Consider the following 16,531-nt stretch of genomic DNA (forward strand, 5'->3'; position numbering starts at 1 on the left):
CTTTTTATTAAAAAAGATTGACATTATTCATTCTATTGTATACAATGTTTTCAACAACATCTGATATAAATACTGTGAAAAGAAATAGTAGGTATTCAAAATAGTTTAGAGAGCTCTTGGCTGGTGTAAAAGAGTCTATTAGAGAATATTGAATTCATCTTGGAGTAGAGGACTGAATCGTTAGTAGTAGGTCTCTCCGGCAACACCCGTTAACGTGTAAGAGTATGAACTATTTGATTAGCGTACTCGATGAGGTTAGTGTAGCAATACATTAATAAATTAAGGTGGTATCACGAAGCATAAGCTCTCGTCCTTTTATAGGAAGAGAGTTTTTTATTTATATACAGAGTTGAAATAAAACAAAAGGGGATAGAAAAATGATTATTGTAATGAAAATGACAGCGACAGAAAAAGATGTCGAAAAAGTATCAAAAATGGTTACTGACAAGGGGTTAAATGTTAGTGTTGTAAATGGAACTGGTCAATCAGTTATCGGAATTATTGGGGATACAACTCAAATTGATCCTAAAGCAATTGAAGTAGATGAAGCAGTTGATCATGTAATGCGTGTATCTGAGCCATATAAACTTGCTAACCGGGCTTTTCATCCTGATGATACGATCGTTGATGTTGCTGGTGTTAAAGTTGGGGGTGACAACCTTGCTTTGATTGCTGGTCCATGTTCTGTTGAAAGTGAAGAACAAGTAATCGAGATTGCTAAAGCTGCCAAAGCTGCCGGTGCTAATATTTTAAGAGGAGGCGCTTTCAAACCAAGAACTTCACCGTATGCATTCCAGGGAATGGGGTCTTCTGGTCTGGATATTCTTGTTGCAGCTAAAGAAGCAACTGGATTGCCAATCTGTTCGGAACTGATGGATGCCCAGTATTTAGAAGAATTCAATGAGAAAGTAGATCTAATTCAGATCGGGGCAAGAAATATGCAAAACTTCGACCTGTTAAAGAAAGTGGGAGCAGGAACAAAGAAACCAATCTTATTAAAGAGAGGATTAAGTGCGACATTTGAAGAATGGATCATGTCAGCGGAATATATCATGGCAAACGGGAATCCGAATGTAATTTTATGTGAACGAGGGGTAAGAACATTTGAGACATATACAAGAAACACGTTGGATTTACAGGCTATACCGGTAGTAAAGAAATTAACACATTTACCAATTATAATTGATCCAAGCCATGCAGGAGGGAAATGGTGGTTAGTGGAACCAATGGCAAAAGCAGCAGTAGCAGCAGGAGCAGATGGGTTAATGATCGAAGTGCACAACAATCCGGAGAAGGCACTGTGTGATGGACCACAGTCATTAAGACCGGAAAGATATGAAGAATTATTAAAACAAATTTCTAAAATAGCTGAAGTTGTTGGAAAGAAAGTATAATTAATTAGGAGGAAATATAACGATGGAAATGACAGTTTCATTAAAAGAAAATAGCTATCCAATCTATATTGAAAAAGGAATTTTAAACCAAGCTGATAAATATATCAAGGAGATATATCAAGGTAATAAAATCATGATAATTTCGGATGATCAAGTTTATCATTATTATGGTGATTTATTAACAAACGTTCTAAATAAAGAATACATTGTTGAGCATGTAACGGTTCCTCATGGTGAACAGTCTAAACGTTTTGATATTTTACCATCGTTATATAAATCTTTATTAGATTTTAAATTAACAAGAACAGATTTAATCATCGCTTTAGGCGGCGGTGTTATTGGGGATTTAGCCGGGTTTGTTGCAGCGACCTTTTTACGAGGTGTTAAATTGGTCCAAATCCCAACTTCATTATTAGCACAAGTTGATTCTTCAGTAGGGGGGAAAGTAGCAGTTGATCTACCAGAAGGAAAAAACTTAGTGGGGGCTTTTTATCATCCGAGAATGGTTTTGATTGATCCAAATACTTTAAAAACATTACCAGAGCGTTTTATTAATGACGGGATGGGAGAAGTAATCAAATATGGCTGTATTAAAGATAAAAGTTTGTTTGATAAACTAAATAGTTATGATAACTTTGAACAGTTATACATGGATATCGATGAAATAATTTATCGTTGCATTGGTATTAAGCGTGATGTAGTCGAAAGAGATCAGTTTGACTTCGGGGATCGTTTATTACTGAACTTTGGGCATACACTTGCACATGCAATTGAACAATATTATCATTATGAGAAATATTCACATGGTGAAGCAGTTGCAATAGGAATGGTACAATTAACTAAAATTGCCGAAGAAAATGATTTATCACCAGTGGGGACTAGTGATATAATAAAAGAAATTTGTATTAAATATAATTTACCAGTTTATAGCGGATTAAAAACAACCGACTTACTGGAGGCAATAAGTCTTGACAAGAAAAATATTAATAAAAAATTATCGTTAGTATTGTTAAAGGAAATAGGGGATAGCTATGTCTATCAAAGTAATCTTTCATTAATTCAAGCAAAGGATAGGGTATAGAATGACAGCAGTAAAAATTACACCGACTAAATTAAGTGGTGTGGTCCAAGTACCACCGTCAAAATCATTAGCTCACCGAGCTATTATATGTGCTAGTTTAGCTAAAGGAATCAGTCGTATCGATAATATTGAATATTCTAAAGATATTCAAGCAACAATTAAAGCAATGCAATCATTGGGAACCAAAATAGAGAAATATGATGACTATTTAATCATTGATGGCACAACTACTTATACAAAGCAAAATAGTGAGATTGATTGTGAAGAATCTGGATCGACGCTAAGGTTTATGGTTCCAATTGCAATTGTTGAGGAAAATAAAGCTCATTTTGTTGGACGCGGTAATTTGGGGAAACGACCGCTAAATACTTTTTATGAAATATTTGAGCGTCAAAATATTGGTTATCTTTATAAAGAGGATATCCTTGATCTATATGTAATTGGTAAGTTAAAACCCGATCATTATAAGGTTCCTGGGAATATTTCTTCACAGTTTATCACTGGACTGCTATTTGCATTACCTCTATTAGATGGTGATTCGATTATTGAGATCACTTCACCGTTGGAATCAAAAGGATATATTGATCTAACTTTGCAGATGTTAAATCAATATGGAATTAAAATTGTCAATAATGATTATAAAAGTTTTATTGTAATGGGGAAACAAGAATACCAGGCTCATGACTATCGAGTTGAGGCAGATTTTTCTCAGGCGGCTTTTTATCTAGTTGCTGGAGCGATTGGGAATGATGTTGTATTAACAGATTTGAATCTTGATTCGTTACAGGGAGATAAAGCAACTTTAGAATTTCTTGAAGCCATGGGGGCTAAAATTTCTGTAGTTAGTGATGGTATCAAGGTTACGGGTGAAAACTTAGCAGCAACAATTGTTGACGCTAGTCAATGCCCTGATGTTATACCTGTGGTTTCAGTAGCTTTAGCTTTAGCTCAAGGTAAAAGTGATGTTATTAATGCTAAAAGATTGAGAATTAAAGAATGTGATCGAATCATAGCAACTCGTTCACAGCTTAATGAATTAGGTGGAACCGTCACAGAGTTACCTGATGGAATGACGATTCGCGGTGTTAATGAGTTTACTGGCGGTAATTGTTCTAGTTTTGCGGACCATCGAATTGCAATGATGTTAGCAATTGCTGCTACTCGCAGCAGTCAGCCTGTTGTTATTGATAATATGGAATGTGTAGAAAAATCTTATCCAAATTTTTGGGAAGATTACCAGTCATTAGGAGGAATTATTGATGTCATCGACGTGGAAAAATAATATTGAGATAACAATTTTTGGAGAATCTCATGGAAAAGCAATTGGGATTGTTTTAGGAAATCTACCAAGCGGAATCAAGATTGATTTAGAGGAAGTAGCCAAAGAAATGAAACGTCGTGCTCCTGGACAGGATAAAATGTCAACTGCTCGAAAAGAAGCTGACAAGGTAGAAATAATGAGTGGGTTACAGGATGATGTAACGACTGGTGCACCATTATGTGGAATAATTTATAATAGTGATCAGCATTCTAAAGATTATTCATTATTAAAAGAAAAAATGCGTCCTGGTCATAGTGATTATCCAGCTTTTATTAAATATAGAGGATTTAATGATGTACGTGGCGGTGGCCATTTTTCAGGAAGAATCACTGCTCCGGTTGTTTTTGCTGGGGCTATAGCAAAACAAATTTTGGCAAAACAGGGGATTCAAATTGGAGCACATATTCTAAGTATTAAAAACGAGTATGATGAAAATTTTGATATGCGTTTATCAACTAAGACACTTGAATATTTACGCAGACAACATTATCCTGTCATTAATCAAGAAAAATATGAAAAGTTTGTTAATATTGTTGATGCTGCACGAATGGATCAAGACTCAGTAGGTGGCAAGGTTGAATGTGCGATTATTGGTTTAAAACCTGGTCTTGGTGAACCGTTTTTTGATTCAATTGAGAGTCATTTATCAAGTTTGTTATTTTCAATTCCAGCAGTTAAATCAGTAGCTTTTGGAAATGATAAGATTAGTGAATTATTTGGTAGTGAAGCTAATGACTGTTACTATTATCAAGATGCTCTAGTAAAAACTACTAGTAATAACAATGGTGGGATTACTGGTGGAATTTCTAATGGAATGCCAGTCGTTTTTACAGTTGGAATCAAACCGACACCTTCTATTTCTAAAGAACAAAAAACGATTGATGTAAAAAAACATGAAAATACAACATTAGGAGTTCATGGACGTCATGATCCTTGCATTGTTTTTAGAGCAACTGTAGTTGTCGAAGCTATGGCAGCATTAGCAATGTTGGATTTGGTGAGGTAATTTATGAAAGATTTAGAACAATGTCGTCGTGAAATCGATGAAATCGACCAACAATTGATTAAATTATTTGAGCAGCGAATGAATGTTAGTAAAGATGTTGTCACTTACAAATTAGCTCATGGATTAGAAATTTTTCAACCAGAACGTGAAAAAGCAGTAATTGAAAAAAATGCTGCACGGATGATGAATCCAGAGCTTGCTGATTATGCACGTAATTTTATGCAAGATGTTATGGATGTCGGGAAGAGCTATCAAGCTACTTTTATTCCTCTAAATAATCTTTATAATTTAGCTGCACCAAAACGAGAAAATATTAAAGTTGGATATGCAGGGGTGCCTGGTGCTTTTGCTCATCAGGCGATGTTAGAATACTTTGGAAATGTAGAAAATACTAACTATGTTAATTTTCGTGATGTTTTTGAGGCTTTAAAAAATGCGGAAATTGATTATGGGATTGTTCCTCTAGAAAATTCTTCAACTGGAGCAATTAATGATAATTATGATTTAGTTCGGGATTACGATTTCTATATTGTTGGTGAGCACAGTGTCTGTATTTCACAACATTTATTAGGGATTAAGGGGGCTAAAATTGAAAATATCAAAACAGTCTATAGTCATCCCCAAGGAATTCAGCAGTCAGCTGATTTTTTAAGAAATAATCCTCAAATGTTGTCTCAAGACTTTTCGAATACAGCTGCAGCAGCAAAGTATGTAAGTGAATGTAATGATTTATCTAAAGGAGCGATTGCTTCAAAAGTGGCTGCAAAACTGTATGATTTAGAAGTATTACAGGAAAACATTCATAATGAAAAAACTAATAATACTAGATTTATTATTTTTGCTAAACATCTTGAAGATCATCCTCAAACTGATCGGGTGAGTATTGTATTTACATTACAGCATAAAGTTGGGGCTTTATATGGGGTGTTAAAAGCAATTAAAGATCACCAAATAAATTTATCAAGAATTGAGTCGCGTCCTATAAAGGATAAACGTTGGCAATATTATTTTTATATTGATTTTGAAGGTAGTCTTCATGATGATAATGTCAAATTGGCATTAGAACAAATGAAAACAAATTGTCTTACCTTAAGAGTCTTAGGCAATTACCATCATGCATAGGGAGAAAAGATGAAAAATATTGTATTAATTGGCATTATGGGATGTGGTAAAACTACTTTATCTAGAATGCTTGGTGAAAAATTAAACAGACCAGTTATTGACATTGACGAATATATTGTTGAAAAATATCATCAAACAATTCCAGAGATGTTTGAAGTTAGTGAAACATATTTTAGGAATAATGAAACTGCTGGATGTAAAGATGTTTCCGACTTAAATGGGCATATTATTTCAACTGGTGGAGGGGTTGTTTTAAGACCTGAAAATATTAAATATTTAAAGCAAAATGGAATAATCATTTATATTGATCGACCTATTGATAATATTTTAACGGATGTTCAAGTTACAAGTCGTCCTTTGTTAAAAGAGGGCCCACAGAAACTATATGAATTAGATAAACAACGGCATCAGCTTTATCTTGAAGCTTGTGATCATCGTATTGTTAATGATGATACTTTAGAAAATATTACTGATAAAATTATTGAGTTAATAACTAAAAATAAGTTTGAGGATTAATCCTCAAACTTATTTTTTTCTTTATTTAGTTTTTTATTTGTATACATTTTAGCATCTGCGCGTTTGAATGTATCCTTTAAATCATGATCAATTTTAGGATCATAAACAGCAAAACCAATAGAGATTGATAATTTTTCATCAGTTTGTTTTGAAAGCTCTGTTTGAATTGCTGTTACAACAGCTTTGATTTGCTGTTTGGCATCATGATGAATAAGAATGATAAATTCATCCCCGCCAAAACGATAAACTGTATTTTTTTGGACATGTTTTTCAAGAATTTTAGCAACTTTTTTAATATATTCATCACCAGTACGATGTCCATATGTATCATTGATTTTTTTTAGATCATTAAGATCGGTAATAATTATTCCGGTATTGTGCTTATGTGTTGATAAGTTTTCAAAATCTATTTCAAAAGCATTCCGATTATGTAAATTTGTTAAGTAATCAGTATTAGCCATATCTTTAAAACGAGGATTTGAAATTCTTCTAAATGATAGAACGGCAATGATAGTAGCGATAAGACTAGCCATAATGGCAATCAACGGTGTAATAATTCGAATTTGTTTAAAGGCTTCAAATTGATGACTAGCATCAAATTCAATTCCTAGCACGCCAACTACTTTTCCTTCGTCGTGTATAGGGTAATATGAAACAAAAATGGGACCCCAGGTAGTTTCCTTAATCTGATCTGGCAAAATAATTTTATTTTTTAATGCTGCTTTAAGCTCAGGAATTATTTCTTTTTCAATTTTATCTCCAGGATAACGAAAATCTGGACTTGCAGTTGGCAGTCCATCGACAAGATAGATATATTCGCCTTCATCTGTCATTTTTGCAGTATAGAGATACAAAACATTTGTTGCATTTTTTACATCTTCTAATTTTTGTTTTATTTGTTTATAAGTATCATTTTTCATATCAAGAGAAAAATTATGATTAAAAGTATCTTTGTCTAAATAATTTTCTACATAATGATATATCGTGTTTGAACGTTCTTTTAGACTATAGATCATATCATCGTGAGTGATTTTATAATTAAAAATATAGACACAAAAAAAGGATGCACAAACAATTATGATTGTAATGATCGATACTTGATAATCTACCCGATCGAGCCGTTTAAATTTCATTGGTTTCAACCCCTTTCTTTGATTCTACCATAAATTGACTAAATTGTGTTTAGATATGCTGATTATAAAACCAAATATTGTCAGTCAAAGTAATAATATTCATCCTCATCAAAATGGTATTTATGATATAATGTGTTAAGGTGATAGAGATGCAGTTAGAAAAACAAATATATATTGATAAAGATTTACCAGCTGGCTGGAAACCATATTATATTTTTTTAATGAAAGTAAACAATGAAATTGTGGGGCGAATGACTTTACGAGAAGGTAGTTGTGAAGAACGATACTATGATGGACATATTGGTTATACTGTTGAGCCCGAATTTCGTGGGCATTATTATGCGTATCAAGGAGTCCAGTTAATAAAACCAATAGCCTTAAAACTAGGGTTTAAGGAACTGATAATTACTTGTTCACCAAATAATTTAGCTTCTAAAAAAACGATTTTAAAATTACAAGCACAATATTTAGAAACAGTAGAAATACCTAAAAAATATCGGAAAGATTTTGAAGCCGGTGAAACAATTAAAGAGGTTTATTTAATTAAATTATAAGGAGGAAAATAATGAGATTTGTTCATATTAGTGATATTCATTTAGGAAAGTTGTTATATCAACAAAATTTATTAGAAATTCAAGCTGATTTACTGAATCAAGTTTGTGATTATTTAGTCGATAACGAAATAGACGTTTTAGTCATGGCTGGAGATATTTATGATCGGAGTGTTCCTAGTAATGAAGCTATTGATGTTTTAAATGATTTTTTAACAAAAGTTATTTTAAAGTATCACAAAAAAGTTTTGATGATAGCGGGAAACCATGATAGTGCGAGTCGATTAAGTTTTGTTAGCGGATTGCTAAGACAAGAAGGATTGTATATTGAAGCATATCCGGCTAAACAAATGAAGCCGATAGAAATTGAAGGGGTTAATTTTTATTTAATGCCTTTTTTTAAACCATCTTATATTCGCTATTTGTATGAAGATGAACAAATTGTTACATATCAGGATGCTTTTCGATGTTATCTTGAACATCAAAAAATAGATTTTACTAAACCGAATGTTTTAATTACCCATCAATTTATTGCTGGAAATAGTGAAGTTATGCGAAGTGAAAGTGAAACAGTATTAAGTGTAGGTGGAACGGAAATTATTGATGTTTCATTAGTTAAACAATTTGATTATGTAGCTTTGGGGCATATCCATGCACCTCAAAAAATATCAACTGAAACTATTCGCTATAGTGGCAGTTTAATGCGTTATTCTTTTGACGAAGTTAATCAAACTAAAAGTATAGTTGAGGTAACGATTGATAATAAAAAAGTATCCTATCAGCTTGTATCATTACAACCTAAACAAGACTTAATTAAAATCACTGGGAGTTTTGATGAAATCATGGCAGATTCGTTTGCCATTAATAATAATGATTTTATTGCAGTTGAATTAACAGATTCAATGTTAGTGCCTAATGCGATTGATTATTTAAGAACAAAATTTTCAAATGTATTGCAGATTACTTATCCAAAACTAATAAGTAATGAAACGAGTAATAATACTAAAGCTGATCCTGGATTTGAAAAACTTGATTCAGTTGCTTTATTTGAACAATTTTATCAAAAAATAAAAGGTACAGAACTAAGTGCTGAAGCCAAACAGATTGTTACAGAAATCATGATGGGAGGGAAAGAAAATGTTGCCTAATCGTCTTACTATGTCAGCATTTGGGCCGTATCATCAAGTAGTGACAATTGATTTTGAGCCATTTATTCAAGATGGTTTATTTTTGATTACTGGTCCTACTGGAGCTGGAAAAACAATGATTTTTGATGCTATTATGTTTGCTTTGTATGGAGTATCAAGTGGGAGTGAACGTAGTAGTGAACAATTTCGAAGTGACCAAGCTAATCATGATACTCCTACTTTTGTTGAACTTGATTTTATTTTACATAATCAGCATTATTTAATTAAGCGGTCACCACGATATTTATTAGAAGGTAAAAAAACACCTAAGTTACCCACTGCATTATTAACATTGCCGGGTGGTAAAATGATAGAAGGAATCAAAGAAGTTAATTATAAAATTAAAGAAATCCTGGGAATCGATGATAAGCAATTTAAACAAATTGCTATGATTGCCCAAGGTGAATTTACAAAACTTATTTATGCAGGGAGTGAAGAGCGAGAAAAAGTATTACGCAATTTATTTAAGACAGATAATTTTAGATGCTTAGAAGAACAGCTGAAATTGCGAGTTAAAGAATATAAGAGTAAATATGATTTACTTTTTAAACAAAGAGAGATGTTGTTAAAGAGTCTTGATGTAGAAGATGAGAAAATTGATTTAGATGAATATTTGGATTCACTAGAAAAAAAGATAAAGATTAAAGCGATGGAGTACCAGCAAAATGCACAATATTATGAGCAAAAGGCAAAAGAGCTAAATGTCATTGAGATAAATAATCGTCGCTTAGAATATCTAGATGATTTAAAAATCCAGCTATCGAATTATTTAAGCAAAGAGGATTATTATCGAGAATTAGAGAAGATGATCAAAGATTTAAAAAGAGCCAATCAACTTCAAAATATCTATTCACTAATGATTAGTAGTAAAACTAAATTAGCTAAGCTAAGAGAAAAAGAAAAAGTCTTAAATGAACGCTTATCATTTGCAAAAAATGATTTAAAAAAGCAGGAGAAACAGTATGCTTTAGTCTCTAAATATCACGATGAAGTTGCTCAGGGACAAATTGAATTAGAAAAAATGGTAGAACTAAAACAAAATGTTTTAGTATATCAAAAAGATTTAAATCAGGGAAATAACTTAAGGAAACAGATTAAAGTAATTGAGAGTAAAAATATCGGTTTAAATGATAGATTACAAAAAAGTGCTAAAATTATCGAACGAGATAGTAATAGTATTGCTCATTTAGATAAACTTAAGGGTGATTATGAGTTGATAAATCAAAATTATCAAAAAATTCATGCTCATAAACTTGAGATTCATAACTTAAGCTCTGATTATGATAAATTTTTAAGAGAAGAGGAACATTGTTATGAGCTTCGTGAACAGTATCAAAAAATTGAAGAAAAATATTTGAATGAAAAAAATAAATATGATCAAATGGAACATCATTTTAGATCAAGCCAGGCTGGTATTTTAGCAAGCAGTTTAAAGGAAAATGAGCCGTGTCCTGTTTGTGGTTCTTTAAACCATCCACAATTGGCAGATTTTGATCAAAAAATAGTTTATCAAGAAGATTTAAAAAAAGCAAAAAAGAATTTTGATAAGTGTAGCGAAACACGAAATGATATTTATAATGCTTTAATATTAAAACAGCAAGAAGTTACTTTATTAAAGAAACAAATGGAAAATGATTGTCAGCGCTTAGGAATTGAAGAAGAATTGGGGAAAGAAGTTTTTATTAAAGTATTAGGAAAGATCAATATCGATGAAAATAAATTATTAAAACAGGCTAAAGAATTGGATAATGAAATTATTTATTTAAATAACTTAAAAATAAGTTTAGCTAATCATCAGAAGGATCTAGATTTATTAGAACAGAATATTCAAAAAAATAATGCACAAGTACAAGCTTATAAAGATCAATTAAATCAAGTCATTGGACGAATGGAACAAAATAAACAATTAAAAGATTTAACGCATCATCAGGTTGATCAGCAAATTGAAGAAAAGCAAAAAGAATTGTTAGGTTTGACTAAAATAATTAAAGATATTGAAGAAAAATACCGTTCTATAAATGAACAGATTATTCAATTGGAAGCTCAAAATAGGTCGTATTGCCAGCAAATCAAAGATGAGGAAAATAATTATCAGCAAGTACTAAGAGAATATCGTGGGAAACTGAATAGTTTATTTACAGATGAAAAGGAATTTTTAGAGATTATTAAAAACGTCAGTCAGCTTGAAAATAAAGAAAAGGAGTATCAGGCTTATTTAATTGCCAAGGATTCTTTGAATAAACAAATTCATGAATTGCAACTTGAATTAAAGGGAATTGAAGTTATAGATGTTGAAGTCGTAAAAGAAAAACTAATTATTTTAAAACAAAAATTAGATTCTGCTTTAAATATTTTAAATAATTTAAATGCCCAATTAATGACAGTAACCAGTACAATCAAGAATATTAAAAATATTGATCAGGAATTAAGTAATAGCCATGATATTTATCAATGTTATTTAGATTTAAGTGAGGTTACATCTGGAAAAAACAGCTATCGAATTTCATTTGAACGTTATGTTTTAGCGGCATATTTTGAAAATATTCTAGTTTATGCTAATACCCTGCTAAAACGTATGTCGCAAGGACGCTATCAGCTTTATCGTCGTGATAACCGCTCTAAAGGGGCAGGAAAGCAAGGACTGGAATTAGATGTTCTTGATTTAGAAAGTGGACTTTTACGTGATGTTAAAACATTGTCGGGTGGAGAGTCTTTTAAAGCGGCATTATCTTTAGCTTTAGGGCTTTCTAAAATGATTCAAGGTTATGCTGGAGGGATAGAATTAAATACTTTATTTATTGATGAGGGCTTTGGTTCTTTGGATAGTCAATCATTAGATCAAGCAATTGACTGTTTGATTGATATTCAACAAGATGGTAAATTAATTGGAATCATTTCGCATGTTAGTGAATTGAAAGAGCGAATTGATCATAAAATTATTCTTTCACGGAAGAACAAAGAAACAAAGATTGCTATTGAATAATCACTTTATTAATAGTAAAATAGGGAAAGATTATAATGAAATGAGGAGAAATAATGGCAAATAATAAGAAAAATGATGCAATAACGGCGATGGAAGACGATTTTGCTCAGTGGTATACTGATGTCTGTCGTAAAGCAGAATTAATGGATTACAGCAGCGTAAAAGGATTTATTATCTATCGACCATATAGTTATGCGATGTGGGAAGCAATCCAACAATACATGGATAAACGTTTTAAAGAAACAGGACATGAGAATGTTTATATGCCGATGCTTATTCCACAATCATTATTACAAAAAGAATCTGATCACGTTGAAGGATTTGCACCAGAATGCGCAATAGTAACGAAAGGTGGGTTAGATGATCTAGAAGAAAATTTGATCATTCGTCCTACTTCAGAAACACTTTTTTGTGAGCATTATGCTAAAATAGTTAATTCATATCGTGATTTACCAAAATTATATAATCAATGGTGTTCGGTAGTACGTTGGGAAAAAACGACAAGACCATTTTTAAGAGGATCTGAATTTTTATGGCAAGAAGGTCATACTGTTCATGCGAGTGAAACAGAAGCTCGGGCTGAAACATTGCAAATGTTAGAAATCTATGAAGATACTGCTAAAAACTTATTAGCAATCCCAATGCTAACGGGACGGAAAACTGAACGTGAAAAATTTGCAGGAGCTGAAGAAACTTATACGATTGAAGCACTAATGCATGATGGTAAAGCTTTACAGTCAGGCACTAGTCATTATTTTGGACAAGGTTTTGCTAAAGCGTTTGATATGAAATTTTTATCAAAAGAAAATAAATTAGAATATGTTTATCAAACATCTTGGGGAGTTTCAACAAGATTGTTAGGAGCAATTATCATGGTTCATGGTGATAATAATGGTTTAGTTTTACCGCCACGGGTGGCACCGACTCAAGTAATGATTATTCCAATTCAACAACAAAAAGCAGGGGTTTTAGATAAAGCTTATGAAATTGAAAAACAGCTAAAAGAAGCTGGAATAAGAGTTAAAGTTGATGCAAGTGATAAATCACCAGGATGGAAGTTCTCGGAAGCAGAGATGCGTGGCGTACCATTAAGATTAGAAATTGGTCCTAAGGATATAGAAAATAATGCTTGTGTAATTGCAAAACGTAATGATGGAACTAAAGAGAAGTATGCATTAGATCAAGAACTAATTAATACAATTGAAACCCTTTTAGACACAATTCATGATGAAATGTATCAAAAAGCATTAAATCATCGCAATTCAAATATTCGTCAAGTTAACACATATGATGAATTTAAAACTACATTGGAAACTAAAGGCGGTTATATCAAAATGATGTGGTGCGGTGATGAGGCTTGTGAAGTTAAAATCAAAGAAGAAACTGGAGCAACCAGCCGATGTATTAAAGAAGAGGAAGAAGCATTTGGTGATGTTTGTCCTATTTGTGGTAAACCAGCTAAAAAGGTTGTGTATTTTGCAAAAGCATATTAAGATACGAAATTTTCGTATCTTTTTTGTTGTTAGTTGACATATCAACTAATGTTGGTATAATAGTTGACATATCAACTAATGGAGGTGCAAAATGGAAAGAATTGGACGGATTATTCATCATTTAGCAATATTAAATCGAAATGATAGTAATCAAAGATTAAAAGAGTATGGATTAACAAGTAATGAAGGTTCTGTCCTAATGTTTTTGAGTCGTCATAGTAAGGTTTATCAAGAAGAATTGATTAAAGAATTACAAATTGATAAAAGTGCTGTAACAAGATTGCTCCAAAATATGGAAAATAAAGGGTTAATCAAACGAATTCAATCGCCTGTTGATAAACGTTTTTATTTATTGGAGATGACAGCCTTAGGTCAAGAAAAACAGCAGATAGTTGACCAGACATTTGCTAAAAAAGATTTTATTTTAGTATCTGGGTTGAGTGAAAAAGAACAAGAAGAACTTCGAAGAATGTTAGATGTGATACAAACAAATCTAAAAGGAGGTAAAATAAATGAATGATGAGAGAATGGGAAATAAAAAAATCCTTCCATTATTAATAGAATTTAGTGTTCCAGCAATTATTGGGATGCTAGTTAATGCAATTTATAATGTGGTTGATCGAATGTTTATTGGAAATGCCCCACAATTAGGAGCGGTAGGGATTGCTGGAATTACAATAAGTTATCCAGTTACATTAGTATTAATGGCAATTTCATTAATGGTAGGAGTAGGTGGAGCTACTCGTTTCAGCATTTCTTTAGGACAAAAAGAGAAAGATAAGGCTTCAATCTATCAGGGTAATGCAATTGTTTTAACAGTTGTTTTTGGGCTGATGTTTACTGTATTAGGGAATATTTTTATAACACCCATGTTAGAAGTTTTAGGTGCTAGTAAAACAGTTTTGCCATATGCCAGCGATTACTTATCAATTGTTTTGTATGGAGCAGTATTTCAGTGTGTTGCAATGTGTGGGAATAATTTTTCTCGGGCACAAGGCAACCCTAAGAATGCAATGATTTCACAATTAATAGGGGCCGGATTTAATATCGTTTTTGATTATATTTTAATCATTCAGTTGCATATGGGAATGAGTGGTGCAGCTATAGCGACAATTGGTGGACAATTCTTAAGTATGATTTGGCAACTGTGCTATCTATGTTCAAATCGCTCTTTGATTAAGTTAGATATCGAACATATGAAACTAAAGCTGATCTATGCGTTAGATATTATTAAAACGGGAATACCAGCATTTTTAATGCAAATGGCTAATAGTGTTTTAAACTTTATTTTGAATAGTACATTAGGAATGTATGGTGGTGATATCGCAATTTCAACAGTAGGAATCATTACTAGTTTCCAAACTATATGCCAGATGCCTTTAACAGGTTTAATGCAAGGGCAACAACCATTGATTAGTTATAATTTTGGGGCAGGCAATTATCATCGAGTTAAAGAAACTTTAAAATATGCGATTATCGGTGGTACAATGATTGCAGTTGTAGGTTTTTTAGCAGTACAATTTTTCCCGGAAACTATAATTAGAATGTTTAATGGTGAGGCAGAAGTTGTAAAACTAGGCACAAAGGCAATTCGAATTTGGTTCTTATTTTTACCATTGTTAGGGGCTCAAATCATGACTGCTAATTATTTCCAATGTATTGGTAAAATTAAAGTAGCAAGTATTTTAAATTTACTTCGTCAAGTAATTATTTTGATTCCAATGATTTTATTGTTAGCGACTTTCTTTGGTTTGAATGGTATTTTCTGGGCTGTTCCAATTGCTGATTTAGGAGCGTTTGTAATTACAATTTTCTGTTTTATAAAAGCAATCAAAAAGCTAAAGTAAAAAGATTTCTACTCTATAGAATAAGACATGAAATAAAAAATGGATTATTCATAGAGTAATTTATTTTTTATGAAAAAATAATAACTTTATTAGCATTATTCCCTAAAATCGACATTAAATTCTCATCAGATAAAAAAGCCATGGATAGAAATCCATGACTTACATGCCTGATTATTTTAACATTTTAATTGAAGTAATTACAGGCTGGTTAGAAGCTTCAACAGTTCCATTATTATCAGTTACTGGAACAGTTGTAGCAATTTTGTCAACTACCTCGATTCCTTCATAAACATAACCAAAAACAGCATAATCCCCATCTAGTGAAGTAGTTGTTTGATGCATAATAAAAAATTGTGAACTTGCACTATCAGGATCAGATGAACGCGCCATTGAGATTGCACCGCGAGTATGTTTTAAAGGATTTTCAACACCGTTAGAACTAAATTCACCTTTGATTGTTTCATCAGAACCACCAGTTCCATTCCCTTTTGGGTCACCCCCTTGAATCATAAAGCCGTCAATGATCCGATGGAAGGTCAACCCATCATAGAAACCTTCTTTAACTAGTTTTACAAAATTAGTTACAGTAATAGGTGCTTCATCAGCTTGAAGTTCAACTTTGATTACTCCATAATCCTTAACATCGATTTCGATTCGATAATTACCGCTTAACAAATCTTTGGATGCTGTTTTCTTATCTTGTTCATCATTACTTTTTCCACCACATCCGGCTAAGCTTAATGCTAATAGCATAACCATTGTAAATTTAAATAATTTTTTCATATTATCTCCTTATATCTATCTATTATTTATTATACAAAATAGTGGGTGGGATTGTCCATATAAAAATAATCAAAACTGTCATGGTTAAAAAATATAAAAATGTGATAAAATGAA

The 16,531-nt window shown here is 32.1% G+C and carries 14 protein-coding genes and 1 other annotated feature; of the genes, 12 read left to right on the top strand and 2 right to left on the bottom strand.

Features of this window, described 5'->3' with window-relative positions; all coding sequences use genetic code 11:
* The first annotated feature begins 65 nt into the window (after positions 1-65).
* Positions 66-318, top strand: a binding site (T-box leader).
* Positions 319-377: 59 nt separating this feature from the next.
* The 6 genes from aroF to EYR00_RS06160 are packed head-to-tail and all read left to right on the top strand — an operon-like array spanning position 378 to position 6,440.
* Entirely contained in the window at positions 378-1,394 is a 1,017-nt protein-coding gene (gene aroF / locus EYR00_RS06135; protein WP_003537961.1) for a 3-deoxy-7-phosphoheptulonate synthase, read from the top strand.
* A gap of 22 nt (positions 1,395-1,416) precedes the next feature.
* Positions 1,417-2,475: a 3-dehydroquinate synthase gene (aroB, locus tag EYR00_RS06140; protein WP_003537962.1), complete on the top strand. Its 1,059-nt coding sequence runs from the start codon at positions 1,417-1,419 to the stop codon at positions 2,473-2,475.
* A gap of 1 nt (position 2,476) precedes the next feature.
* The gene (gene aroA, locus EYR00_RS06145) at positions 2,477-3,757 is read left to right on the top strand and encodes a 3-phosphoshikimate 1-carboxyvinyltransferase (protein ID WP_003537963.1); all 1,281 of its coding nucleotides are present in this window, start codon (positions 2,477-2,479) and stop codon (positions 3,755-3,757) included.
* Entirely contained in the window at positions 3,735-4,802 is a 1,068-nt protein-coding gene (gene aroC / locus EYR00_RS06150; RefSeq protein WP_003537964.1) for a chorismate synthase, read from the top strand. Before aroA ends, aroC begins: the two co-directional genes overlap by 23 nt.
* Before the next feature lie 3 nt (positions 4,803-4,805).
* Positions 4,806-5,924: a prephenate dehydratase gene (gene pheA / locus EYR00_RS06155; protein ID WP_003537965.1), complete on the top strand. Its 1,119-nt coding sequence runs from the start codon at positions 4,806-4,808 to the stop codon at positions 5,922-5,924.
* Between the two features lie 9 nt (positions 5,925-5,933).
* On the top strand, positions 5,934-6,440 hold the full coding sequence (locus EYR00_RS06160) for a shikimate kinase (RefSeq protein WP_003537966.1): 507 nt from the start codon (positions 5,934-5,936) through the stop codon (positions 6,438-6,440).
* Here the strand turns inward: EYR00_RS06160 and EYR00_RS06165 are convergent.
* Complete coding sequence (locus EYR00_RS06165) at positions 6,437-7,573, bottom strand: GGDEF domain-containing protein (protein WP_003537967.1); 1,137 nt, start codon at positions 7,571-7,573, stop codon at positions 6,437-6,439. The two genes, EYR00_RS06160 and EYR00_RS06165, sit on opposite strands and share 4 nt — an antisense overlap.
* Positions 7,574-7,722: 149 nt before the next feature.
* On the opposite strand from EYR00_RS06165, the gene EYR00_RS06170 reads away from it, so the two are divergent.
* The 6 genes from EYR00_RS06170 (at position 7,723) to EYR00_RS06195 (ending at position 15,634) form a co-directional block, all read left to right on the top strand.
* Positions 7,723-8,127: a GNAT family N-acetyltransferase gene (locus EYR00_RS06170; protein WP_008793008.1), complete on the top strand. Its 405-nt coding sequence runs from the start codon at positions 7,723-7,725 to the stop codon at positions 8,125-8,127.
* An 11-nt stretch (positions 8,128-8,138) separates the two neighbouring features.
* Positions 8,139-9,272 (top strand): exonuclease SbcCD subunit D, encoded by a 1,134-nt coding sequence (locus EYR00_RS06175; RefSeq protein ID WP_003537969.1) that lies wholly within the window; start codon positions 8,139-8,141, stop codon positions 9,270-9,272.
* A complete protein-coding gene (locus EYR00_RS06180; protein ID WP_003537971.1) occupies positions 9,262-12,294 on the top strand; it encodes an AAA family ATPase in 3,033 nt (1,010 codons plus the stop codon). The genes EYR00_RS06175 and EYR00_RS06180 overlap by 11 nt, the downstream gene beginning before the upstream one ends.
* Before the next feature lie 53 nt (positions 12,295-12,347).
* The gene (gene proS, locus EYR00_RS06185) at positions 12,348-13,787 is read left to right on the top strand and encodes a proline--tRNA ligase (RefSeq protein WP_003537972.1); all 1,440 of its coding nucleotides are present in this window, start codon (positions 12,348-12,350) and stop codon (positions 13,785-13,787) included.
* Between the two features lie 91 nt (positions 13,788-13,878).
* Positions 13,879-14,307 (top strand): MarR family winged helix-turn-helix transcriptional regulator, encoded by a 429-nt coding sequence (locus EYR00_RS06190; RefSeq protein ID WP_003537973.1) that lies wholly within the window; start codon positions 13,879-13,881, stop codon positions 14,305-14,307.
* The gene (locus EYR00_RS06195; protein ID WP_003537974.1) at positions 14,300-15,634 is read left to right on the top strand and encodes an MATE family efflux transporter; all 1,335 of its coding nucleotides are present in this window, start codon (positions 14,300-14,302) and stop codon (positions 15,632-15,634) included. The genes EYR00_RS06190 and EYR00_RS06195 overlap by 8 nt, the downstream gene beginning before the upstream one ends.
* A 171-nt stretch (positions 15,635-15,805) precedes the next feature.
* Here the strand turns inward: EYR00_RS06195 and EYR00_RS06200 are convergent, their stop codons facing one another.
* Positions 15,806-16,417: a peptidylprolyl isomerase gene (locus tag EYR00_RS06200; RefSeq protein WP_003537975.1), complete on the bottom strand. Its 612-nt coding sequence runs from the start codon at positions 16,415-16,417 to the stop codon at positions 15,806-15,808.
* Positions 16,418-16,531: the final 114 nt, after the last annotated feature.

Source organism: Thomasclavelia ramosa DSM 1402 (assembly GCF_014131695.1).
In the GTDB taxonomy this organism is placed as follows: Bacteria; Bacillota_I; Bacilli_A; order Erysipelotrichales; family Coprobacillaceae; genus Thomasclavelia; species Thomasclavelia ramosa.